At 61.4% G+C, this 23,485-nt stretch carries 22 protein-coding genes; 9 read left to right on the forward strand and 13 right to left on the reverse strand.

All coding sequences use genetic code 11. The features are described 5' to 3' along the window. Nucleotide 1: 1 nt before the first annotated feature. The 3 genes from ACR3EN_RS01280 to ACR3EN_RS01290 form a co-directional block, all read right to left on the reverse strand. Complete coding sequence (locus tag ACR3EN_RS01280; RefSeq protein WP_480819434.1) at nucleotides 2–976, reverse strand: 2-dehydropantoate 2-reductase; 975 nt, start codon at nucleotides 974–976, stop codon at nucleotides 2–4. A gap of 66 nt (nucleotides 977–1,042) precedes the next feature. Next, nucleotides 1,043–2,008 (reverse strand): pirin family protein, encoded by a 966-nt coding sequence (locus tag ACR3EN_RS01285; RefSeq protein WP_480819433.1) that lies wholly within the window; start codon nucleotides 2,006–2,008, stop codon nucleotides 1,043–1,045. A gap of 99 nt (nucleotides 2,009–2,107) precedes the next feature. Further along, nucleotides 2,108–2,968: a phytanoyl-CoA dioxygenase family protein gene (locus ACR3EN_RS01290; RefSeq protein ID WP_480819432.1), complete on the reverse strand. Its 861-nt coding sequence runs from the start codon at nucleotides 2,966–2,968 to the stop codon at nucleotides 2,108–2,110. Between the two features lie 154 nt (nucleotides 2,969–3,122). Between ACR3EN_RS01290 and ACR3EN_RS01295 the strand changes: the two genes are divergently transcribed. Both ACR3EN_RS01295 and ACR3EN_RS01300 read left to right on the forward strand, forming a co-directional pair. Next, nucleotides 3,123–3,602: a twin-arginine translocation pathway signal gene (locus ACR3EN_RS01295; protein WP_480819431.1), complete on the forward strand. Its 480-nt coding sequence runs from the start codon at nucleotides 3,123–3,125 to the stop codon at nucleotides 3,600–3,602. Between the two features lie 9 nt (nucleotides 3,603–3,611). Beyond that, nucleotides 3,612–4,205 carry a ferric reductase-like transmembrane domain-containing protein gene (locus ACR3EN_RS01300; protein WP_480820056.1) on the forward strand — a complete coding sequence of 198 codons (594 nt, stop codon included), beginning with the start codon at nucleotides 3,612–3,614 and terminating at the stop codon, nucleotides 4,203–4,205. Nucleotides 4,206–4,230: 25 nt separating this feature from the next. Here ACR3EN_RS01300 and ACR3EN_RS01305 read toward each other — a convergent pair whose 3' ends face one another. The 3 genes from ACR3EN_RS01305 to ACR3EN_RS01315 form a co-directional block, all read right to left on the reverse strand. Next, entirely contained in the window at nucleotides 4,231–4,578 is a 348-nt protein-coding gene (locus ACR3EN_RS01305) for a 5-carboxymethyl-2-hydroxymuconate Delta-isomerase (RefSeq protein WP_480819430.1), read from the reverse strand. 12 nt (nucleotides 4,579–4,590) lie between these two features. Further along, nucleotides 4,591–5,517, reverse strand: coding sequence for an ornithine carbamoyltransferase (gene argF, locus ACR3EN_RS01310; protein WP_480819429.1), 927 nt, complete (start codon nucleotides 5,515–5,517; stop codon nucleotides 4,591–4,593). A gap of 73 nt (nucleotides 5,518–5,590) precedes the next feature. Beyond that, nucleotides 5,591–6,778 (reverse strand): acetylornithine transaminase, encoded by a 1,188-nt coding sequence (locus ACR3EN_RS01315; RefSeq protein WP_480819428.1) that lies wholly within the window; start codon nucleotides 6,776–6,778, stop codon nucleotides 5,591–5,593. A 288-nt stretch (nucleotides 6,779–7,066) separates the two neighbouring features. Between ACR3EN_RS01315 and ACR3EN_RS01320 the strand changes: the two genes are divergently transcribed. Beyond that, on the forward strand, nucleotides 7,067–7,951 hold the full coding sequence (locus ACR3EN_RS01320) for a DMT family transporter (protein ID WP_480819427.1): 885 nt from the start codon (nucleotides 7,067–7,069) through the stop codon (nucleotides 7,949–7,951). Between the two features lie 8 nt (nucleotides 7,952–7,959). On the opposite strand, the gene ACR3EN_RS01325 is transcribed toward ACR3EN_RS01320, so the two are convergent. The 3 genes from ACR3EN_RS01325 to ACR3EN_RS01335 all read right to left on the reverse strand — a co-directional run bounded on the left by ACR3EN_RS01325 (nucleotide 7,960) and on the right by ACR3EN_RS01335 (nucleotide 10,401). Beyond that, nucleotides 7,960–8,379, reverse strand: a complete 420-nt coding sequence (locus tag ACR3EN_RS01325; RefSeq protein WP_480819426.1) for a NusA N-terminal domain-containing protein — start codon at nucleotides 8,377–8,379, stop codon at nucleotides 7,960–7,962. Continuing rightward, on the reverse strand, nucleotides 8,376–9,485 hold the full coding sequence (locus tag ACR3EN_RS01330; RefSeq protein WP_480819425.1) for a Hint domain-containing protein: 1,110 nt from the start codon (nucleotides 9,483–9,485) through the stop codon (nucleotides 8,376–8,378). The genes ACR3EN_RS01325 and ACR3EN_RS01330 overlap by 4 nt, the downstream gene beginning before the upstream one ends. Nucleotides 9,486–9,597: 112 nt before the next feature. Further along, nucleotides 9,598–10,401, reverse strand: a complete 804-nt coding sequence (locus tag ACR3EN_RS01335) for an ABC transporter permease (RefSeq protein WP_480819424.1) — start codon at nucleotides 10,399–10,401, stop codon at nucleotides 9,598–9,600. Between the two features lie 125 nt (nucleotides 10,402–10,526). Between ACR3EN_RS01335 and ACR3EN_RS01340 the strand changes: the two genes are divergently transcribed. Continuing rightward, nucleotides 10,527–11,096, forward strand: coding sequence for a GcrA family cell cycle regulator (locus ACR3EN_RS01340; RefSeq protein ID WP_170671622.1), 570 nt, complete (start codon nucleotides 10,527–10,529; stop codon nucleotides 11,094–11,096). Between the two features lie 335 nt (nucleotides 11,097–11,431). Beyond that, nucleotides 11,432–11,983, forward strand: coding sequence for a hypothetical protein (locus ACR3EN_RS01345; protein WP_480843461.1), 552 nt, complete (start codon nucleotides 11,432–11,434; stop codon nucleotides 11,981–11,983). A 3-nt stretch (nucleotides 11,984–11,986) separates the two neighbouring features. On the opposite strand, the gene ACR3EN_RS01350 is transcribed toward ACR3EN_RS01345, so the two are convergent. Both ACR3EN_RS01350 and ACR3EN_RS01355 read right to left on the reverse strand, forming a co-directional pair. Continuing rightward, the gene (locus ACR3EN_RS01350) at nucleotides 11,987–13,063 is read right to left on the reverse strand and encodes a DUF2235 domain-containing protein (protein ID WP_480819422.1); all 1,077 of its coding nucleotides are present in this window, start codon (nucleotides 13,061–13,063) and stop codon (nucleotides 11,987–11,989) included. After that, on the reverse strand, nucleotides 13,041–15,332 hold the full coding sequence (locus ACR3EN_RS01355) for a xanthine dehydrogenase family protein molybdopterin-binding subunit (protein ID WP_480819421.1): 2,292 nt from the start codon (nucleotides 15,330–15,332) through the stop codon (nucleotides 13,041–13,043). The genes ACR3EN_RS01350 and ACR3EN_RS01355 overlap by 23 nt, the downstream gene beginning before the upstream one ends. Before the next feature lie 141 nt (nucleotides 15,333–15,473). Between ACR3EN_RS01355 and ACR3EN_RS01360 the strand changes: the two genes are divergently transcribed. From ACR3EN_RS01360 to ACR3EN_RS01370, 3 genes are all read left to right on the forward strand, one after another. Next, entirely contained in the window at nucleotides 15,474–18,614 is a 3,141-nt protein-coding gene (locus tag ACR3EN_RS01360) for a valine--tRNA ligase (protein ID WP_480819420.1), read from the forward strand. A 152-nt stretch (nucleotides 18,615–18,766) separates the two neighbouring features. Continuing rightward, the gene (locus tag ACR3EN_RS01365) at nucleotides 18,767–19,909 is read left to right on the forward strand and encodes a benzoate/H(+) symporter BenE family transporter (protein WP_480843464.1); all 1,143 of its coding nucleotides are present in this window, start codon (nucleotides 18,767–18,769) and stop codon (nucleotides 19,907–19,909) included. Between the two features lie 39 nt (nucleotides 19,910–19,948). Beyond that, nucleotides 19,949–20,281 (forward strand): DnaJ family domain-containing protein, encoded by a 333-nt coding sequence (locus ACR3EN_RS01370; protein WP_480819418.1) that lies wholly within the window; start codon nucleotides 19,949–19,951, stop codon nucleotides 20,279–20,281. Here the strand turns inward: ACR3EN_RS01370 and ACR3EN_RS01375 are convergent, their stop codons facing one another. Then, entirely contained in the window at nucleotides 20,282–21,064 is a 783-nt protein-coding gene (locus tag ACR3EN_RS01375; protein ID WP_480819417.1) for a crotonase/enoyl-CoA hydratase family protein, read from the reverse strand. Nucleotides 21,065–21,130: 66 nt separating this feature from the next. Beyond that, nucleotides 21,131–22,201, reverse strand: a complete 1,071-nt coding sequence (locus tag ACR3EN_RS01380; RefSeq protein ID WP_480819416.1) for an SMP-30/gluconolactonase/LRE family protein — start codon at nucleotides 22,199–22,201, stop codon at nucleotides 21,131–21,133. Between the two features lie 90 nt (nucleotides 22,202–22,291). Here ACR3EN_RS01380 and ACR3EN_RS01385 point away from each other — a divergent pair, with 90 nt between their 5' ends. Then, a complete protein-coding gene (locus ACR3EN_RS01385; protein ID WP_480819415.1) occupies nucleotides 22,292–23,407 on the forward strand; it encodes a pyridoxal phosphate-dependent aminotransferase in 1,116 nt (371 codons plus the stop codon). Nucleotides 23,408–23,485: the final 78 nt, after the last annotated feature.

The raw sequence follows: 23,485 nt of genomic DNA on the forward strand, positions 1-23,485 counted from the left end.
TCTAAGCCCTTATCTCTGCTGTCGTGAGGGGCGATTTCGGGGACTGGCGTATCAGGTCCGCGACCCGACGGTTGATCGGCACAGGCAGATCGAACGAGCGGCTTAGGCGGATGATTTCGCCCTGCAAACTGTCGATCTCGGTGGGGCGGCCCGCCATCAGATCATATGCCATCGAGGTGCGTGCGGCTGGATCGATGGTCAACATCTTGGCCGCGATCCGGGTGAAGATAGGCGTGGGCAGGCGCAAGATGTATGGGGTCATCCAGACAGGCAGCGGTGTGGTAGAGGCGGCGGGCTTGCCAGCGGCCTTGAGAACCAACAGGGCCTCAGCCATCTGATCGGCCATCAAGAGGCGCCAATCGCGGTCGCGCAACTGTGCCTGCAGCGTAAGTCCCGAAAGCGCGTTCAATGCGTTGTTGAGATTTATCAAAAGCTTGCCCCATTGCACCGCCTCAATTCGGTCACTCTCCTGCACCGGCAGATCGGATGAGCTGAGGTGATCGGCCAGAGCACCAGGACCGGTTTCAATGATGATTTCGCCAGAGGTCGCGCGGTGGTAGTGCGCGTCCTTGGTCGGGACGACATTGAAGGGAATCATACCTGCGCGGGTATCGTGGTCAGACAGGGCCGCGCGCAGGATCTGGATATTGTCCATCCCGTTTTGCCAGGACAGAACCACCGCCTCGGCCCGGGCATGAGACCCGATGAGCTCCGCCATCCGACCGGTCGCGCCGGATTTGACTGTGACAATGATCAAATCGGCGCGGCTAAGGCAATCAGGGTCTTCTGTGAGCGTAAGCTGATCAGCGGGAATGGTTCGGACCAGCCCGGTGAAATCGGTCACCGTAAGACCCTGGGCGCGGATCGGATCGAGAACCCTGGCACGCCCCAACAGCGTCACGCCATGGCCCGCCGCCGCCAGCAATGCACCGCAATAGCAGCCGATGCTGCCAGCCCCAGCGATGACAATCTTCATGGCGTACCCCTCCTAAATCAGCAAAGATGCGTCGGGACCAGCGCAGGAGGCCAGCGTAACGTAGGGTCAGACGCGCGCCAGCCTCGGACGAGTACGCTCAAGTTCTTCAGAGATCGGAATGAACTCCTGATCGTCCCCCGGTGGCAGGTGGAAAGCCCCGTTTGCCCAATCAGCGGTTTTCCATTCGCGGGTCGCGTGTTCGATCTTTTCCTTCGAAGACGATACAAAATTCCACCAGATATAGCGATCTTCGCTCAAAGTCGCACCGCCCAGCAGCATCAGGCGCGCACCCAAGGGCCCGGCCTTGACCGCCAGATGGTCGCCCGGGCGAAACACCATCATGCGCCCTGCATCAAAGCTGTCGCCTGCAATCTCGACTGACCCTTCGGTAACATACACGCCCCGATCTTCGTGGTTGTCGGGCAGCGGAAAGGACGCGCCCGGATCGAGCTGGACGTCGAGATAGAACGTCTCGGACAACATGGTCACAGGGCTGGTCTCTCCATAGGCCGAGCCAAGGATCAGGCGCGCGCTGACGCCTTTGTCTTCAATATGGGGCAGCGCGCCCTGTTTGTGATGCTCGAAATCGGGGGCCATATCCTCATGCGCTTCGGGCAAGGCGATCCATGTCTGGATACCGAACAGCTTGTTGGTCCGCGCGCGGGTCTCGTCGCTGGTTCGCTCGGAATGGGTCACGCCGCGCCCGGCGACCATCCAGTTAACCTCGCCGGGATAGATCATCTGATGGGTGCCGATGCTGTCACGATGTTCGAACTCGCCCTGATACAGATACGTCACGGTGCCAAGGCCGATATGAGGGTGCGGACGCACGTCGATACCACCTTCGGTGATGAACTCAGCCGGGCCCATCTGGTCAAAGAAGATGAACGGTCCAACCAGCTGCCGCTTGACCGAGGGCAGCGCGCGGCGCACTTCGAACCCACCCAGATCGCGGGCACGGGGGATGATCAACGTCTCGAGTGCGGGATTCTCTGACTGGCATTCGGGATTGTGGGTCGGGTTCCAGCTCATTCCTGCGTCTCCCATTGGCAAGAGGTTACGTTCACTTATGCAGGATATAGGTCAAAATATCGGAAAGTAATCGGCATAAATGCACATATATCGTGCAGATTACCTGCCAGGGAACACCCCCTCAGCGTCACGAGGCCACAGCTTCGGAAAGAACGCGCCCTCGATGCGATCCCCTTCGCGGTAACCATGGGCTTCGAATTGTGCGCGTTCATCCTTGGCCCAATCCCCACGATACCGGATTACGCCATCAGGCGCGGTCATCCTCAGCGTAAAGCGCCGCACGGTTTCAGTTGGCGTGACCGAGGACAGCCCTCCATGCAGGGTGCGCATATCGAAAAAGATGCAATCGCCCGGCTCCATGTCCCATTGCAGCAGGTCATAGGCCGCGGGGTTGGCGTTGACATCGGGGGGCGGATGATAGGTCAGGCCGGCAACCTTGGTCGGCGCATAGCTGGGGTGCCCATCGGCGAAACGCACGCGCATGAACAGCTTGTTCCAAAGATGCGAGCCGCGGACAAAAGCGATGCCGTTTTCTTTGGTCACCGGTTCAAGCGGTAGCCACAACACACACATCGTGCCTTCGAAATCGAAATAGGACAGATCCTGATGGAAAGGCGGGCGCGAGGTCGATCCCGCCTCGCGCAGGAACCAGTTGTCCATGACCAGATTGATCGAAGGCGCATCCAAAAGCTGGGCCGCCAGCGAGGCACAGGGGGAGTTATGGACGAAGTCAGTGAACTCCGGGATTTTGTTCCAAGCCCAGTAATCCTCGATGTAAGCCGGGGCCTCGGGGTCTTTGGTGTGCCGCGCGAGATTCTCGGTCGGGTGGGCGAGGTCAGCATCGATGCCGTTGCGCAACCGGGTCAGCCAGTGGTCAGAAAATCTGGATCGCAGGGCCACGGCCCCGTCGCGCCTGAAGGCCGCGATCTCTTCCGGTGTGATGCGGTTTGTTGATTCCATGTCCGCGACCTTTCGGGCAGGTGTGCAGAATGAAATCAGGATTGCAGCGGTTTGGTCCTGCGTCAAAGCAAATCACAATTCGCTACGAAACCTCGGAATGCGCGGGGGGCGTGCTATATCTGAGACACAGTTGAGGTCGCACAAAGAGGGTTCCATGACCGGTTCATTGCTTACGCGTCGTTCTCTGATCGCCTCGGGCGGCGCGGTTCTGGCTTCGGGTTTGTTGGTTCCCGCACGGGCCAGCGGACTGGCACCAACCCCCACGATGCGAGGCGGAGCGAACAACTATCGCCCCGGCGCGCCGATTGTCGAACGGATCGGTGGCGGCGGGTTCTGGATGACCGGTACCGTGCGGCGCGCGGGTGACGGAGCCCCCCTGCCCGGTCAGCGCATCCAGATCTGGGCGCATACGACCGAAGGGCATGAGCGCGACCAGCGCAGCCATGGGGCGACGCTGACCGACGCCAATGGGGAATTCCGGCTGGAGATGCCGCAGATCGTACCCGCCTTTGGGCAGGCGCATGGGCATCTGGCGTATGACAGCGGCGAGTTTGAGACGGTATTCCTGCGGCCCGTGATGGCCAGTTCACGGGACAAGACGCTAGCCGCGCATTTCGTATTGCAGCCTGTCTGAACTTTGGTGCTGCGCAATGGTCTGATCTGGGCTGCGCTGGTCGTGGCCGTCTTGGTGCCGGTCATCGCGGCGGCGTTCAGTCCATTGTTGGCGTGGCGACAGCCGATTTACATTGTGGCGGGGTTTGCCGGGATCATTGCGATGTGCTTGCTGCTGATGCAGCCGTTGCTGGCCGGGCGTTGGTTGCCGCTGTCTGCGATGGCCAGTCGTCGCTGGCACCGGGCTTGCGGGTTGATGCTGATCACGATGATTGTGGTGCATGTGATCGGGCTGTGGCTGACCAGCCCGCCGGACGTTGTGGATGCACTGCTGTTTGTATCCCCTACGCCGTTTTCCGTCTGGGGTGTGACGGCCATGTGGGCGGCGCTTGCCGCCGTGTTGCTGGGGGTTTACCGGCAGCGGCTGGGCGTCCGGTTTCGTTTGTGGCAGTTGGGCCATGCCGTGCTGGCGGTTGTCACCATATCGGGCAGTGTTGTGCATGCGCTGCTGATCGAGGGCACGATGGAGGTCATGACCAAGGTGGCGCTGTGCGTACTGGTCGTGTTGGCGAGCGTAGCGACGGTGATCAGGCTTCGAATCTGGGAGACGGGGCGGCGCAGCTGAGTTTGGATGCGCCGCCGGGTGAGTGTTATGGTCCGGCCAGCCGTTTGGCATATGAGGCCCGGTTCATCTGAACATCCTGCACCGTGATGCTGCCGACCTGCGGCAGCGCGGTGGCCAGAACGTCGAGAACAAGGGCGTTGAGCGCGGTTCGCGTGGCCTCGTCACGCCCGTGCATAAGCATAAGCGTGGCGTGGACAAAGCTCTGGGGCTCGGAGCCGATGCGGTAATACGCGACCGGGGTGGCGCGGATCTTGATCGTTTCGGGATCGAATTCCGGATGATCAGCCAAGACTTCAAACAGCCGATCGCAGAGCGCCTGAACATCGTGGGTTTGTTCGATGCCTTGCGAAAATTCCAGAGTCACATGGGGCATAATGAAGTCCTTTTAGACCCCGAGACACCAGCGCATCACCGCCTTTTGCGCGTGCAACCGGTTTTCGGCCTCGTCAAAAATGACCGAGTTGGGGCCGTCCATGACTTCGGATGTGGCCTCTTCCTCGCGGTGGGCGGGCAGGCAGTGCATGAACAGGGCGTCGGGCTTGGCGTGCGACATGAGCTCGGCGTTGACCTGATAGGGGCGCAGCATGTTGTGGCGGCGTTCCTTGGCGGATTGGGAATCGTGCATCGAGACCCATGTATCCGCGACCACCAGATCGGCCCCTTCGACTGCTTTGAACGGGTCGCGTTCGATGGCGATGGTCGAACCCTTTTGGCGGGCGAAGCCGATGAATTCATCCTCGGGGTCGAACTGGGCGGGGCCGGTGAAAGTCAGGTCGAACCCGAACTGGCCAGCGGCGTGCAGGAATGAGGCGCAGACATTGTTGCCGTCGCCGGTCCAGACCACCTTTTTGCCTGCGATGGGGCCGCGGTGTTCTTCAAAGGTCTGGATATCAGCCATGATCTGGCAGGGATGGGTGCGGTCGGTCAGGCCGTTGATGACGGGCACGTCCGAGTATTCGGCCATCTCGGTCAGGATGGTTTCGTCAAAGGTGCGGATCATGATCATGTCGACATAGCGCGACATCACCCGGGCGGTGTCGGCAATGGTTTCGCCATGGCCAAGCTGCATGTCTTTGCCCGACAGCACCATGGTCTCGCCGCCCATTTGCCGGACGCCGACGTCAAAGGACACACGGGTCCGGGTCGAGGGTTTTTCGAAGATCAGTGCGACCATGCGCCCCGCCAGTGGCTGTTCGTCGTCGGGGGCGGCTTTAGGGCGGCCAAGGCGGGCCTGCTTCATCGCGGCGGCCTGGTCGATCATGGACCGCAGGGCGGTGGCGTCGGTTTTGTGGATATCAAGGAAGTGGTTCATATCGTTTCGCTTTTGGTTAAGGTCGCGTGGGGGCCAGCCCCCACACCCGAAGTATTTTTGAACAGAAGAAGGGTCAGGCGGTTTCAAGATTGGACTCGATCTGCTTTGCAGCTTTGTCGAGGCGGATCAGGGCCTGGGCGATGTCATCCTCGGTCAGGGTGAGCGGGGGCAGCAGGCGGATGACGTTGTCGGCGGCGGGGACCGTGATGACCTGATTATCGTAGCCTGCGTTGACCACGTCGATATTGGTGGGCTTGCACTTGAGGCCGAGCATGAGGCCGGTGCCGCGCACCTCTTCGAAGACATCCGGGTGGTCGGCGGTCAGACCCTCGAGTTTCTGACGCAGGAGGCCCGCCTTACGGTTGACGCCTTCGAGGAAAGCCGGCGTGGCGACCTGATCGATCACCGCGCAGCCGACGGCGCAGCCCAGCGGGTTGCCGCCATAGGTCGAGCCGTGGGTGCCTGCGGTCATGCCAGAGGCGGCCTCTTCGGTGGCCAGCACCGCGCCGAGAGGGAAGCCGCCGCCGATGCCCTTGGCGACCATCATGATGTCGGGTGTGATGCCAGCCCATTCATGGGCGAAGAGTTTGCCGGTGCGACCGACGCCGCATTGAACCTCATCAAGGATCAGAAGCAGGCCGTTTTCATCGCAGATCTGGCGTAGGGCTTTGAGTTCCACGTCGGGGACGGGGCGGATGCCGCCTTCGCCTTGCACCGGTTCGATCAGGATTGCTGCCGTTTCGTCGGTGATGGCGTTGGTGACGCCGTCGAGGTCTCCGAATGTCAGGTGCACGAAACCGGGCAGCAGGGGGCCGAAGCCTTTGGTCATTTTCTCGGACCCGGCGGCGGCGATGCCTGCGGACGACCGGCCATGGAAGGAGCCGTCGAAGGTGATGATCTCGACCCGTTCGGGCTGGCCTTTGTCATAGAAGTATTTGCGGGCCATTTTCACGGCCAGTTCGCAGGACTCGGTGCCGGAATTGGTGAAGAACACCGTGTCGGCGAAGGTGTGTTCCACCAGCTTGTCAGCCAGCGCCTGCTGCTGCGGGATGTGGTAGAGGTTCGAGACATGCCACAGCGCGTGCGCCTGTTCGGTCAGCGCCGCAACCAGCGCCGGGTGCGCGTGGCCCAGCGCGTTCACCGCAATCCCTGCGCCGAGGTCAAGGAAACGTCGGCCATCCGCCTCGGTCAGCCAGGCGCCTTCGCCCTTCACGAAGGTCAGGGGCGCGCGGTTATAGGTCGGCAGAACGGACGGGATCATCGGATCATCCTTTTTACGTAGCTTGAGCCCAAGTGAGTGATACACCGGGGCCGGGTTCGTCAACTGATTTGGCGGGGAATGCGCCGTTTTGCCGGGCGCAAAGGGATCAAACGGGGCCGGTTACGCGGTCAGGCGTCGGCGTCGGACGATATGTGTGCGTTTGATCATGCGGGCCGTATAGCGGGCCGAGCGCCGTCTGGGAAGCCGTAAAATCGGCCTGCGGGAAATTTCAGGGAGACGCGGCATTTCCCGCTTGCCATTTGCCGCGCCCTGCCCCACCGCTGGGCCATGTTCGTTGCCAAGGCTCATAACCCGCCGCTTGCGGCGCTGCTGATTGTCGCTGCCAGCGCCTTTATCGCGGGCACGACGCTGCTGGCCAAGGCGCTGGGGACCGACACTCTGGGGCCGGCGCTGCATCCGATGCAGATCAGTCACGGACGGTTTCTGTTTGCCTTTCTGGTGATCCTCAGCGCGGTCGGCGTTCTGCGCCCACGGCTGAGTCGCCCGCATTGGGGCCTGCATGTGGGGCGGACAAGCTTTGGCTGGATGGGGATCACGCTGATGTTCGCCTCGGTCGCGTTTATCCCGATGACCGATGCCACGGCGATATCCTTCCTGAACCCGGTCTTTGCGATGATGCTGGCGATCCCGCTGTTGAAAGAGGGCGTCGGCCCGTGGCGCTGGACGGCCGCCGGTGTGGCGCTGGCGGGGGCGCTGGTGCTGTTGCGGCCCACGCCCGACAGCTTTCAGCCCGCCGCGCTGCTGGCGTTGGCCGCCGCGATGTCGATCGGGATGGAGCTGATTTTCATCAAAAAGCTCTCGGGCCGGGAGATGCCGATCCAGATCCTGCTGGTCAACAACGCGATGGGGCTGACCATCGCCTCGGTCGCGGTGAGCTTCGTGTTCCAGTGGCCGACGCCCGCACAATGGGCGGCGCTGGCGGGGATCGGCGTGCTGATGGCCTGTGCGCAGGCCTGTTTCGTCAACGGCATGGCGCGGGCGGATGCGTCCTTTGTGGCACCCATCAGCTATGCGGCACTGATCTTTGCGGCATTCTATGATTTCGCGGTCTTCAGCGTGGTCCCCGATGGGATCAGCCTTATCGGGTCAGCCATCATCCTGACCGGCGGGCTGATCCTTGTCTGGCGAGAGGCGCTGGCCAAGCGGGCCTGATCGCGGGTTCAGCGGCCCACGACCCGGACATTCCGGAGCGTGGTCTGGCGCGGCTGCAACCACTCGGCGATGTGGGCCGGATGTACCGGCGCAACCGGGTTGACGATGAATGCGCCGAGCCTTGCATCCGGATGGGTGTCAGACAGGTCGCCCAGCGCCACCTCGCGGCGTTCATCCTGCATCACTTCGACGATCTTGAGCACCTGCGCCACAGAGATCGCGCCATCGGGTTTGACCCGCGCCCAGAACGTGTAATCGGACCCATATTCGGCCTCGGCGGCGCGGATATAGGCGGCCTCGATCTCATCCACCGCCTGCTTGCGGGGGATGCCGTGGGTGTCGGCCAGAAACCCGGCCAGCGACAGCAGGTTCCGGTCACTATCCAGCACAAACGGCCCGGCGGTCTCAAAGAAAAGGTCCTGCGTCATAGGGCAAGATCCACGACGGGTTTGTCGTTCTGGATCAGGCGCTGGCACAGCCTGTCGATATGCTTGCCCCCCGAATGCAGCGGGCGTGCCGGGGTCGCCGCCCCCAGACCATCGAAGAGATCGGGGAACAGGAATTTCAACTCTTCCACCGCCTCGGGGCTGAGCATCTTCAGCGCCTCGGGCCCGATGTAGAGCGACTCGGTATAAGCCTGATGGGCCATGACGACCGAGTGCTGATCGAGGGCGAAATGGAAATACTCGACCGCATCCCAGCTTTCGATCACCTCGACCCCCGGCAAGCTGGTGAGTTTCTTGGCGGGAACCAGCGCCTCGATATCCCCCAGAACCCGCTGCGCCACTTTCGAGCGCACCAGCAACCGGTGCTGGGGCGAGACCACAAGATCGGCCCCCGGCATCCCGTCGCCCAGCGCACCCTTGCGGATCAGAACCGGCCGCATCCGGGGATTGAGCATCAGGTCAAGCGGCCCCAGTTTCCGGGACCCGATCCATTTCAGCGGCTGCGGCACGCCCTCGATGGTCGAGACCAGATCGCCCACTTTCAGATCCTCGACCGGAACCTCGCCCTTGGGGGTCTGAATGCCGGTCCCGGCGGCAAAGCAGACCATCAGCGAGACATTGTCGAGAATCGTGCCAAGGCTGTTATTGAGCCCCTGTTCGGTAAACCGCAGCGTATAATCGCCAGCATCGCCAAAGGCGAATTCGAACTCAAACGTCTCGAAGCTGCCAGCGGTTGTGGGAGTCACGATCTGAGTGAAGATGACGGTGCCGCTGTCGTCCAGAACCTCGACCAGAACCGGGTCTGCCGCGCCGCCGCTTGTGACCCGCGCGCCGATATCAAAGCTGAGCGTTGCGCCCTGATTGTCGCGGGGCACGGTAAAGCTTTGCTCGACAACGCTGATTTCATCGTCCGTGCCGTCAAGCTCGACAGCAAGGTTGGTGCGGTCCCCGCCCGGGAAATACAGCTGTTCCTGGCCCACTTCGATCTCGGTGCCGGTCCAGCTGCCGTAGGAATCGAATATCTGAAACCCACCCCGTACCCCGGGTGACTGGAAATCTCCGCCGACGATAAGTTCCTGCGTTGGCACTGTTCAACCCTCACTATTCGACACGTGACACTGGCACCATATGGGTCATTGCACACCAAATCCCTAACCCGCGCCTGCTGTCAGGCCAACAAAGAACCCTGCATCGCCGCAATTACGCCTTGAGCCGGTAGCCCGTGCGCAACATCTGCCATGTCAGCGCGCCCACCAGCAGCGTCGCACCTGCGCAGATCACCATCCCCAGCCAAGGCGAGCTGTCCGAGACACCGATCATGCCATAGCGCAGCCCGTCGATCAGATAGAAAACCGGGTTCACATGGCTCAGGCGGTTCAGCACGGGCGGCAATGCCTGAACCGAATAGAAGGTGCCCGACAGAAACGCCAAAGGCGTGACGATGAAATTGGTGATCGCCGCCATCTGGTCGAACTTGTTCGCAAATATCCCGGCAAAGAGGCCCAGTGCGCCCATGAACGCGCCGCCCAATACCACGAAGATCAATGCGATCAGAGGGTTCTGCGGCACGATGCCCAGCACCAGCGCCAGCGCGATGGCGACGACCAGTGCGATCAGGACCCCGCGCGCGATCCCGCCTGCCAGATAGCCCAGCAGGATTTCCAGCGGCGACAGCGGCGGCATCAGCGTGTCGACGATGTTGCCCTGCACCTTGGAAATCACCATCGAGGACGAGGTGTTGGCAAACGCGTTCTGGATCACCGTCATCATCATGATGCCCGGCGCAAGGAAGGTCAGGAACGGCACGCCCATCACGTCTGACCGGCTGGGGCCGATGGCGATGTTGAAGATCAGCAGGAACAGGCCCGCCGTGACCAGCGGGGCCAGCAGGGTTTGCGTCCAGACCGCCAGAAAGCGCTGCGTCTCGCGCTGCGCCAGCGTGTAAAGGCCCATCCAGTTGATCGCGCCGAACCGACGCGTGTTCTCATCCACAAGATTCTGCATGTCTGCCCCATACCTGATTCGATGACCGCTTGTAACTCGGCCCGCAGTGATTAGAATAGGGCGCTGAGATGAATTCCCAAGGCGGCCCGAATCCGGGGCCGCTTTCCGCTTTTGAAAGGCAAATGATGTCCTGGACTGACGAGCGTGTAGAGCTGCTGAAAAAGATGTGGGGCGAGGGCCAGTCGGCCAGCCAGATCGCCAAGGAACTGGGCGGCGTGACCCGCAACGCGGTGATCGGCAAGGTCCACCGTCTGGGCTTGTCGAACCGCGCCACCGGCGCAAGCCCTGCCAAGGCCGAGCCCAAGGAGAAACCGGCCCCAGCCCCCAAGGCCGAGGCCAAACCCAAACCCGCACCCAAAACCGAACCGGCGCGCCCTGCACCCGCACCTGAGGCCAAACCAGCCACCCCGGCTCGCCGCCAGATCATCCCCGCCGGCCAGCCGCTGCCACCGCAGCCCTCGGCCAACGAGATCAGCCCTGAGGCTTTGGCCAAGGTCAACGAGGTCGAAAAGAAAGCCAAGAAGCTGACGCTTATGGAACTGACCGAGAAAACCTGTAAATGGCCCGTCGGCGACCCCGCGACCGAGGATTTCTGGTTCTGCGGCCTGCCGGTTGAGGCCGGCAAGCCCTATTGCGAGGCGCATGTGGGTGTGGCGTTCCAGCCGATGAGTTCGCGCCGGGATCGGCGGCGGTAAGCAAGCATCTGACGCAGAACGTTATTTTTAGTGCTGCGTTTTTTGCCATCGAACGGAACCACGACATGGCTGGCCATGAGCTTGAGGCAAATGGCCAGACTCTCAAAACAAATTTGATCTGAGATTTTCCTATTAAGCCCAGATTGAAATATTCAGTTTTGTTCTGCATCTACGCTGCCTTGGTTTTCTTAGCCTATATGCAGCCCTTGGATGGATCGGTTTTCGAACCTGATCGGTTCGGTAGGTCGCGGTCCATCTTTATACAGTTAATGTATCTATGTGCGTGGCTCGCACCTGCCGTGCCATTGATTTTGGCCGGGTGCGCATTGCTGGGGATGCGCGTGATACCGGCAATGCTCGCCCGAGTGTTTGTCGTGATCTCGGTTGTCGCTGGCGTGATCCTGACCTTGGCATCTGGCGTTTTTTCGCTGGCCTCCACGACCCAGCTTTTGCATGGCGTCATGTTGACGATTTCCGTGGCGTCCAGCTTTGCCATTTGGTCGGGTCAATATGGCAAACCGTGTCCGTCGCAGAAAGCGAAGCTGGGAATTGCAGCAGCGACCATTGCTGCGCTCTGGTCGTTGTTGACGGTCCCAATGATACTTGTGCAGGCGCGGGTCATAGCGGATGGATCACCCTATTGCATCGCCGAACACTCGGAGAGTTCTCCAATCGAGGACCTGCACGAACTACGTGGATTCTCTTTCTACACCACGGCAACAGGCTATAAATCCACGTCGGAATGGTACTTTCACGGTCTGATGATCGTCGATCACCCTGATGAGCAGCGCATCTATAACTGGTCTCCAAGAAGATGGAGGTTCGATCTGGTTGAACGCCCAGATGCATTGATCATAACTGTCCGCGAGGTCTGCGTTCCAAACTGACCCCTACTGCGCCGGGTGCGACGGCAAATCCGGCATCGGCACCCACCCCGGCAGTTCATCCGGCGAAACCGATACATGCAGACGCTCGGACCTGTCCCGCCCCACCTTCCGGTGCTTGCGCAGCAGGAAAATCTTGCCCCAGCCGCGCCATGTACCGACCGAGCGCGCGTGGGTGTCGGTCGGGAAGCGGTCGCGCCAGCCTTCGGGCAGGGGCAACCCGTGCAGTTCGGCCTTGTCCAGCATCCAGATCAGCGAGATGTTGCTGAGGGGGCGGGCCTCTTCGAAGCCGTTCAATTGGCCTCCGACATCGCCGTGGGTGCCGCGGAACCAGACTTGTTCCACATGGCCCTTGAAATCGGGGGTACATTTCCACAGCACCGGCTCGAACACCTCGCGGGTCTCGTCCAGTGCCATGGCGTGATAGCCGTGGCGGGTGGCGGGGCCAAGCTGGTGGTTGTGGAAGGCGTGGCGTTCCTCGGCCCAGCGCCACAGCAGCGGCAGGCGCAGGCCCAGCGCCTTGACCGTGTCCCAGACACCGACCATTTCGATGGCGACATCCTCATGGCAGAACTGCCTGCGGAACGCGGCTGCGGCGGTGCCGCTGGCGTTGCATTCATAGTGGCGATACGCCTGCTGGATATTCCGCTCGGTCGCGTGTTCTGCCTTGAGCAGGCCGATCATGTCGATCACACCCGCAAGGCTGCGCACCCCATAAGCGCCGCGTGAATAGCCGATGAAGAAAATCTTGTCGCCGGGTTTGTAACGCGAGGCCAGATAACCATAAGCGCGGCGGATCTGACGGTTGATGCCCCGGCCCATCATAACATCCAGCGAGGATTTCCAGCTTTCCCATTGCACCCCGGCCTCATAAAAGACCGAGACTTTGCTGCCCATCTCGCAGCACAGCTGGAAGGTCTGCCCGGCATGGGTTTCGCGGCCCGGCTCCAGCGTGGACATGGTGCCGTCCAGAATGATGACGTGGCTGATGGGTTCGCGGTGGCGCGTTTCACCCGAGTGCTCGGACCGCAGAGGCCGCCCAAGCCATCCCAGTACCTTTCTACTCAGCCGCGACAGACCCATGTGTCAGCAACTCCCATACTTTAAGGGGTGTGAACGGCATATCCGCCTGCCGCACCCCGTGATCCCAGAGCGCATCCTGAACCGCGTTTGCCACCGCGGCCAGCGCGCCCACCGTGCCGGCCTCGCCACATCCTTTCATCCCCATCGGGTTGGACGTTGACGGCACCGGCGCCGAGGTAAACTTAATCATGGGTATCTCAGCGGCGCGCGGCAAGGCGTAATCCATCAACGAAGCCGTGAGCAGTTGGCCGTGTTCATCATGCACCACATGCTCGGTCAGGGCCTGACCTATGCCCTGAACCACCCCGCCGTGAACCTGCCCTTCGGCCAGCATTGGGTTGATAAGATTGCCAAAATCATCCACGACGGTGTAGCGATCGACCCATGTTTCACCAGTGTAAGAATCGATAACGACTTCGGCAACATGGGCACCGTTGGGATAGCTGCGTGCATCCAGGTTGGCGCGGGCTTCGTGCTGCAGCAAATCCATGCGCCCGTCTGCACGCGCCATTTCCGCCGCTTCGGTCAAGGTTGGTGTCAGGTTCGAGCCGGGTGCCCGGAATGTCTCATGATCAAAATGCACGTCATCGTCCTCGACCCCCATCTTGTCCGCAAGATATGGCGTGAATGCGGCAATCATGGTGTCGATGGTGGCCAGCGTCGCCGTGCTTTGCACCGTGACCGAGCGTGAGCCCCCCGTGCCACCGCCATGCGCCAGCTTGTCCGTATCACCCTGTATCACCGTAATCCGATCCATCGGAATGCCAGTCTGGTCGGACAGGAAATGGGCATAGACCGTCTCATGCCCCTGCCCGTTCGATTGGGTGCCAACATAGAGCTTCACGGTGCCATCTTCGCAAAATTCAACCTTGGCGTTTTCGGAAGGGTCACCCAAAATGCTTTCGATATAGTAACAGAGGCCCTGCCCCCGGATCAGGCCACGCGCTGCGTCCGCGGCCTTGCGGGCGGCAAAGCCGCTGGTCTGGCTGGCAGCGCGGCTGAGGACCATGTCGAAATCGCCAACATCATAGGTTTCGCCGGTGGCCGACGTGTAGGGGAAGTCGGCGGGCCGGATGAAGTTCTTACGCCGCAACTCCCACGGGTCGACATCCAGCTCGCGCGCCGCGCGATCAATAACACGTTCCAGAACATAGATCGCCTCAGGGCGTCCAGCGCCGCGATAGGCGTCAACCTGAGTGGTGTTCGTATAGAACCCCTCGACCCGCAGATAGGTGGTCTGGACGTCATACACCCCCATCAGAACCTTGCTGAACAGGCTGGTCTGGATTGCCTGTCCGAAATGGCTGTTATAGGCACCCAGATTGACCTTGCTGTGCACGCGATAGGCAGTGATCCGGTGATCCGCATCAAAGGCCAGTTCCGCCACCGAGATCAGGTCACGGCCATGGTGATCGGACAGCATCGCCTCGGACCTGTCGGACATCCAGTGAACCGGCTGTCCCAGTTTCATGGCGGCGACGGCAGTGCAGAAATACTCGGGGTACGGCATCACCTTCATGCCGAACCCACCGCCCACATCCGGGGTGGTGACGCGGATATCTTCCGTCTCAAGCTTGAGCTTCTGCGCCAGTTGCGCCCGCATAGCCCAGACCCCCTGCCCGCCATAGGAAAAATGCAGCCGTCCATCCGCCCAACTGGCCTGGCACCCGCGCGGCTCGATCGAGGTGATGATGACCCGGTTATCAACCACGTTCAGCGAGACGGTCCGGGCGGCAGAGGCAAAGGCAGCGTCGGTCGCGGCCTCGTCGCCCAGGCCCCAGTCAAAGGCGCGGTTGTAGGGGGCTTCGGGATGCAGCGTCTCGCCGCCCGCGTCCACGTCCAGCTTGACGGGCAGATCCTCGGTCTCCATCCAGATCAGTTCGGCGGCATCGCGAGCCTGTGCCTGCGTCTCGGCCACCACAATCGCGACCGGCTCACCCACAAAGCGCACCCGTTTGCTGGCCAGCATGTGACGCTCCGGCGCGGCGGCCTGTGAGCCATCTCTGTTCGGAACCGTCGCCCCGTTCATCACAGTATCGATGCCCGTTGCCTGCAGATCTTCCAGCGCCATCACCAGCCGCACGCCATCCGCTGCCCGCGCGGCCTCAAGATCAAGCGCCGTGATTTCACCATGCGCCACCTGGCTGCGGAAAAAGACCACGTGCAGCGCGTTTTCGGGCACCGTATCATCCATGTACTGGCCGCGCCCGGTCAGAAACCGCAGGTCTTCGGTTCGTTTGACGGGTTGGCTTTTGCCGAACTTTTCCATGGGGTAATCCTTTGGGCTGCGTCAGGGGCGAGATTAGGCTGCAGGACTTCGTTGTCCAGTGCGCGCGCAGACCCTTCCCCTTCCGGCACGCATTCGTTATTGCAGGCGCTGATCAAGGATTGATGACGCAGGACGCACCCCATGGCGATGGAAAAGACATTCAACGCGGCCGAGGCCGAGGCCCGCATCTACGAGGCCTGGGAACAGGCCGGAGCCTTCAAGGCCGGCGCGAACCGCTCGCGCGACGAGAGCTTTACCATCATGATCCCACCGCCCAACGTGACGGGTGCTTTGCATGTGGGGCACGCGTTCAACAACACGCTGCAGGATATCCTGATCCGCTGGCACCGGATGCGCGGGTTCGACACGCTCTGGCAGCCCGGGCAGGACCACGCGGGCATCGCCACGCAGATGCAGGTGGAAAAGATGCTTATGCAGACCCAACAGCCGGGTCGACGTGAGTTGGGGCGTGAGAAATTCCTTGAGAAGGTTTGGGAATGGAAGGGCGAATACGGCGGCACGATCATCGAGCAGTTGAAGCGTCTGGGCTCGTCCTGTGACTGGTCGCGTAATGCCTTTACCATGGCTGGTGCGGCGGGTGATCCGCGCACGGGCCACGAAAATTCTGCGAATTTTCACGACGCGGTGATCAAGGTTTTCGTCGATATGTACGAGAAAGGTCTGATCTATCGCGGTAAGCGTCTGGTCAACTGGGACCCTCATTTCGAGACCGCGATCTCGGATTTGGAGGTCGAGAATGTCGAAGTCGCCGGTCATATGTGGCATTTCAAGTACCCCTTGGCGGGCGGTGAGACATATGAGTATTTGGAAAAAGATGAAGATGGGAATGTGATTTTCCGCGAGGAGCGGGACTATATTTCCATCGCCACGACACGCCCCGAAACCATGCTGGGTGATGGCGCGGTTGCGGTTCATCCGTCGGATGAACGCTATGCGCCAATCGTCGGTAAGCTCTGCGAAATCCCTGTTGGTCCGAAAGAGCATCGCCGTCAGATTCCGATCATTGTGGATGAGTATCCCGATCCCGATTTCGGCTCGGGCGCGGTGAAGATCACCGGCGCGCATGACTTCAACGACAACATGGTCGCCAAGCGCGGCGGCATTCCGATGTACCGCCTGATGGACACCAAAGGTGCGATGCGGGCCGACGGCGCGCCTTATGCCGAAGAGGCCGACAAGGCGCAGGAATATGCGCGTGGGCGTGAATTCACCGAGAACGAGATCGACGCGATCAACCTGATCCCCGATCACCTGCGCGGGCTCGACCGGTTCGAGGCGCGCGCGAAGGTGGTGGAAGAGATCACCGCGGACGGCCTCGCCGTGATGACCCGCGCGGATGATCCGCGTCTGGGTGTGAGGCTGGGTGAGGATGACGACCCGGCAGCGCTGGTGCCTCTGGTCGAGAGCAAACCGATCATGCAGCCCTTCGGTGATCGTTCAAAAGTTGTGATCGAGCCGATGTTCACCGACCAGTGGTTCGTCGACGCCGAAAAGATCGTTGGCCCAGCGCTGGATGCGGTCAAGGACGGCACGGTCAAGATCATCCCCGAGTCGGGCGAGAAGACCTATTACCACTGGCTGGAAAACATCGAGCCGTGGTGCATCTCGCGCCAGCTGTGGTGGGGGCATCAAATTCCGGTTTGGTATGGGCCAACCAAAGAAGAGCTAGCTGCCTGCCCAGGCGACACAGGTAGAACAGTAAACAACCTGTCGGCTGGCAAACTATTCGTCGGACCAACTGAAACATCAATCTATCTGCAAGCACAGAAATACTACGGGTCCGATGTTGACATTGGTTTCTACTTTGATGGCTTGGATGAAAACCGCGAACCATCTGACAGACTTCCTGCATACAGGTTCGGCGACAAAGCAGGCTTCCCTATCTTCAACGAAAAGAGGGAGAAACTTGTATCAACTGGCAAGTTTGTGCAACTCACCCGCGACCCCGACGTCCTCGACACGTGGTTCTCCTCCGGCCTCTGGCCCATCGGCACGCTGGGCTGGCCCGAGCAGACCGAGGAACTGGAACGCTACTTCCCCACGGATGTTCTGATCACAGGCGCGGATATCCTGTTCTTCTGGGTCGCGCGGATGATGATGATGCAACTGGCCGTGGTCGATCAGATCCCGTTCCACACCGTCTACCTGCACCAGCTTGTCCGCGACGAGAAGGGCAAGAAGATGTCCAAGACCACCGGCAACGTCATCGACCCGCTAGAGATCGTGGACGAATTCGGTGCCGACGCGCTGCGCTTTACCAACGCCTCGATGGCGGCGATTGGCGGTGTGCTGAAACTGTCGCGCGACAGGATCACCGGCTATCGCAACTTCGGCACCAAGCTGTGGAACGCCGTCCGCTTTGCCGAGATGAACGAGGTCTTCACCGACGCCGTGCCGCAACTGGACGTGGCAGACCTGAAGCCCAAAGCCGCGGTCAACCGCTGGATCATCGGCGAAACCGCCCGCGTGCGGGCCGAGGTCGACGCGGCGCTGGAAAGCTATCGTTTCAACGATGCCGCCAACGGGCTTTATGCCTTTGTCTGGGGCAAGGTCTGCGACTGGTATGTCGAGCTTTCGAAACCCCTGCTGCAAGGCGACGACGCCGAGGCACAGGCCGAGACCCGCGCCACCATGCGCTGGGTTCTGGATCAGTGTATGGTCCTGTTGCACCCGATCATGCCCTTCATCACCGAGGAACTCTGGGGCCTGACCGGCGACCGCGCCAAGATGATCGTCCACGCCGACTGGCCCACCTACGCCGCCGCCGACCTGATCGACGCGGATGCAGATCGTGAGATGAACTGGGTGATCTCGGTCATCGAAAACACCCGCTCAGCCCGCGCGCAGATGCGGGTTCCGGCGGGCCTCTATGTGCCTATGATCGTGACCGAGATCGACACCAACGGCCAGGCCGCATGGGACCGCAACGAGGCGCTGATCAAACGCCTCGCCCGGATCGACAGCCTGACCAAAGCGGACGCGCTGCCCAAGGGCACCATCTCGATCGCCGCCCCCGGCGCATCCTTCGGCCTGCCGCTGGCCAATATCATCGACATCGGCGCGGAAAAGGAACGGCTGGAGAAAGCCAAGGGCAAACTGGCCAAGGAACTCGGCGGGTTGCGCGGGCGCCTGAACAACCCCAAATTCGTGGCCTCGGCCCCGGAAGAGGTGGTTGAGGAAGCCAAAGCCAACCTCGCCGCCCGCGAGGAAGAAGAGGCGAAACTGAACGAAGCCCTCGCTCGTCTGGCCGAAATCGCCTGATCTTCATCTTTTCATAAATACTCAAATCCCAAACCCCGCCGCACAAACTGACGGCGGGGTTTTTCGTGCCCTACCAGAGTTTTACCCTGTTCACCCGCACGGGCGGTTGTTAGCACAGGCACATGACCCAGTTTGATGCCCCGCTTCCCCCAATGCAGACCATCTCAACCGGTCTGGTGGTCGCCATCGTTGGGTTCTTCAGTTCCTTTCCCATCGTCTTGCAAGGGCTGGGCGCAATGGGCGCGTCACCGGCCCAAGCCGCCTCGGGCTTGATGAGTGCGGCGATTGCCATGGGGCTTGCGGCCATCATCCTCAGCCTGCGCTACAAAATGCCGATCAGTGTCGCCTGGTCCACCCCCGGAGCCGCTCTGCTGGCCGTCTCTACCGCCCCGGTCGAAGGCTATTCCGCAGCTATCGGAGCTTTCCTGTCCGCAGGGGCGCTGACTGTTCTCGCGGGCTGGTGGAAACCGCTCGGTCGGCTGGCGGCGGCGATCCCCACAACGCTGGCGCAAGCGATGCTGGCGGGGGTGCTGTTGCCGCTCTGCCTTGTGCCTTTCAAGGCGGCGATCGAGGTCCCGTGGCAGGCCCTGCCGGTGATCCTGACATGGTTCATCGCGGGTCGGTTCAACCGCTTCTTTGCTGTCCCGGCAGCCGTTGTTGGCGCTGCCCTCGTTGTGCCCTTGAACGCCGGAGAGGCGCAACTGATGCCAGACCGCCTGATCGCGGCCCCGGTCTGGACCACACCGACGCTCTCGGTCGCATCCGCTATCGGCATCGGCGTGCCATTGTTCATCGTCACCATGGCAACGCAGAATATCCCGGGCGTTGCTGTCTTGCGCAGCTTTGGGTTCTCTCCTGCTCCGGGCAAGCTGTTCTCAGCCGTTGGCGGCGCGAGCCTTCTGTCCGCCCCGTTTGGAGCACCCGCGACCTGTCTGGCCGCCATCACCGCCGCGATGTGTTCGAATGAGGACAGCCATCCCGATCCGGCTCTGCGCTATTGGTCCGCAATCATGGGCGGGGTATTTTACTGCCTGTTCGGCGTCTTTGCGGTGGCGATCACTGGCTTTGCCGCTCATGCTGATCCTTTGCTGATGGGCACGCTGGCCGGGGTCGCGCTGATCGGCGTGATGGCCAACTCCATGCACGCCGCGCTGGACGTGCCAGCCGAACGCGAGGCGGCAATCCTGACGCTGGCCATCACCGCATCCGGCATTACTGTCTTTGGGCTGGGGGCAGCGGTCTGGGGGCTTCTTGCTGGCGGCATCGCGTATCTTGCGACCAACAGAATACGCTGATCCCTTTCGCCTTGTGACCCTAATCGGTAAGATAGAGGCATGTTCGGATCGCTTGGAAAACTGGTGGAACGCCAGATCAAAAAGGCGCAGGCCGAGGGCCAGTTGGAAGGCCTTGAAGGCGAAGGCGCACCCCTGCCAGACCGCTCGGGCGAGGCGCAAAGCGATCCGGCCATTGCCGCCGGTCACCGGATCATGGCGCAGGCAGGCGTGTTGCCCGAAGAGTTCGACATCAAGAAACAGCTGGACGCGGCGCGTAAGGACTATGCCACGCTGACCAAGGCAGAGGAGCGCAAGGCCGCGATGGCAAAAATCGCTGATCTTGAGATGCAGTACAACATGGCCCGCGATGCGCGGCGGGCGTTCATGCGGTGACTATTTGAACTCGGGCTTGCGGCCCTGCATCTGCGCCATGACGACCTCCATCTGATCCGGCTTGCCGATCAGGTCCACCTGTTCCGAGGACTCAGCCATCAGAACATCGGCGCGGTTGCGGGTTTCGGCCACGTCGATCAGCCGCTTGGCCGCCCGAATGGCCGAAGGGCTTTTGCCTGCAATATCTTCGGCCAATGCCAGCGCTTCGGTCAGGGGATCATCCGACAGCTTCGTCACCAGCCCCCAATCCGCAGCCTGCGGTGCGCCGATGGGACGGGCGGTATATGTCAGCAGGCGCAGCACGTCCGAGCGCACGAGCTCGGGCAGCAGCACCATGCCGCCCATGTCGGGGATGATGCCCCATTTCATCTCCATCACCGCCAGCTTGGCCTCGGGATGCGCGATGCGGATATCGGCACCCAGCGCGATCTGCAGACCTCCACCATAGGCCACGCCCTGAATGGCGCAGATCACCGGAACCGGAACGCGCCGCCAAATCAAGGCCAGTTCTTGCATCTCATTGGCATCCTCATAGCTGCGGGTCATCAGCCATTCGGTCGGGTCGGTGTGGGCCATGCTCGCAAAGCTGGCCATATCCAGCCCGGCGCAAAAGCTTTTGCCCTCGCCCGACAGCACAACGGCGCGGATATCGGCGGCGGCGACCTCTTGCCCCGCCGACAGGATCGCCTTGATCATCGCATCATCCAGCGCGTTCATCTTGTCGCCACGTGTCAGCGTGACATGGGCGATGTGATCTTTGTATTCGATGGAAACGCGAGACATGGGGACCTCCGGACAGCTGTGTTGCGCCAACCCTGCCAGACCGCTGGCCCAAGCGCCACCGCGACGTCAGGGCAGATCAGCGACAGGGATACGCCCGAACCATGGCGAGTCCAGCGTCATGACGTAGAACTGATCGCCGACGATCTGGCCCGCCGTGGTGATCCCCAGACGCCCATCGGGATCCTGAAGGGTCCGCAGAATAGTCCCATCGCCATCGAACTGAACCAGCATTCCCCGATGGATCGGCGCGGGGCGCACCATCGGGCCCAATCGCCAGATCACCTTGCGCAGGAAAGGGTAAGGCATCAGCACCTCGGACGGCACGCGCGGGCTGGCGAAGGCCATCCAATAGGTGCCGTCGCCCTGCGCCTTTATGTTGTCGGGATAGCCCGGCAGATTGTCGAGCAGAACCTCTTGCGTCCCAGCCTTGGGACCGGTGAGCCAGAGTTTGTGCACCCGTGCCCGGCCTGTTTCGGCAATCAGCAGGAAATCTTCGTCCGGCGAAAGGGCGACACCATTGGTATAGACGAAACCTTCGGCGATTTTCTCGGCGCTGCCATCGGGGGCATAGCGAGCGACATATCCTGTGGGCGATTGCTCCCAGATAGTGAGAACCGAAGTGGGTTTGGTCCCGCCCATGGTTTCGGGGTCGAACCGATCCGTAGAGTTCGAGAAATAGACTGTTCCGTCCTGCGCCACGTCGAGATTGTTGGCATAGATCACCGGTGCACCATCGATCTCTGAAACAAGTGTTTCCAACGTCGCTGGCCCGGTCCAGCGCATCAACCCACGAAAGCTGTCAGCGATGTAAAGAGCACCGTCCGGCCCCGCCCGCAGACCAAGGGGGCGACCGCCCAGTTGATCAACTGCAACCGGCTGGTCCCCATCGATACGATAGAGCGTGCCCGTCTGGCTGGTGGTATAGATCGCGCCGTCTGGCAGCACCGCAATGTCCTCAGGTCCGATCTCACCGTCCGGCAACGAGATCAGTTGGGCTTTGTCCAGATGCGCGTTCTCGGCAAACTCACCGGTGAAACCGGGCGGTTCGGGCATTTGGTGAGCGACGGGGTCGACCGGGACGGGCCAGATCAGCAGATATGCAAGGCCAAGTAGAAATAATCCAAGCAGATACCGCATGTCGCCTCCCTCATTTGCTGCGCAGCCTGACGGCGATTGCCCGGCGTTGCAAGGCTTGCCCTGATTGCACGGTTGCGCTTACCTGCAGCCATGACTGGTCCTCGCTATACCCCGCTTGCGCAATCTTTGCCCGCAACCGTGCCCTTTGTCGGCCCCGAAACGCAGGAGCGCCAGCGCGGCGCGCCCTTTGTCGCGCGGCTTGGCGCGAATGAAAGCGTCTTTGGCGCCTCGCCGCACGCCATCAAAGCGATGCAGCGGGCGGCAGAAGATATCTGGATGTATGGCGATCCCGAGAACCACGATCTGCGCCATGCCCTCGCCGTCCATCATGGGGTTGCACCCGAAAACATCGTGGTGGGTGAGGGTATTGACGGGTTGCTGGGCTATCTGGTGCGATTGCTTGTTGGCCCCGGTGATGCGGTCGTGACGTCGGACGGGGCGTATCCGACGTTCAACTATCATGTGGCCGGATTCGGCGGCGATGTGCACAAGGTTCCCTATCGCGATGATCACGAGGACCCGGCAGCCTTGTTTGCCACGGCCGCCGAAGTGGATGCCAAGCTGGTCTATCTGGCCAATCCCGACAACCCGATGGGCAGTTGGCATTCGGGCGCTGACATTGTTGCGGCGATGGAGGCTTTGCCGGACGGATGCCTGTTGGTTTTGGACGAAGCTTACGTGGAGTGTGCGCCCGAGGGGACCGCTGCGCCGGTTGCGGCGGATGATCCGCGCGTGATCCGGATGCGGACGTTTTCCAAGGTCTACGGCATGGCCGGAGCGCGGGTGGGCTATGCCATCGGTGCGCCGGAGTTGATCTCGGCGTTCAACAAGGTGCGCAACCATTTTGGCATGAATCGCGCGGCGCAAGCCGGGGCCTTGGCGGCGTTGCAGGATCAAGAATGGTTGCAGAAGGTGCAGGGCAAGATATCAGGTGCGCGCGACAGGATTGCCCAAGTCGCGCGTGAGAACGGCCTGACTCCGCTGCCTTCGGCCACCAACTTCGTCGCCATTGATTGCGGGCGCGATGGGGCGTTCGCCAAAGCGGTATTGGATGCGCTGGTGGTACAAGGGGTGTTCGTGCGAATGCCCTTCGCGGCGCCTCAGAACCGGTGTATTCGGATCAGCTGCGGTGAATCCGCGGATTTGGGGGCTTTTGCGTCAGCCTTACCCAAGGCGCTGACTATCGCTGCGGAGCAGTGTGGCTGATCGGTGCAGGGGGGCTGTCTGCCCCCCATCGCGCCTTTTGGCGCGATTCCCCCCGAGGATATTTTTGGCCAGATGAAG

The sequence above is a fragment of the Ruegeria sp. G7 genome (assembly GCF_056535465.1).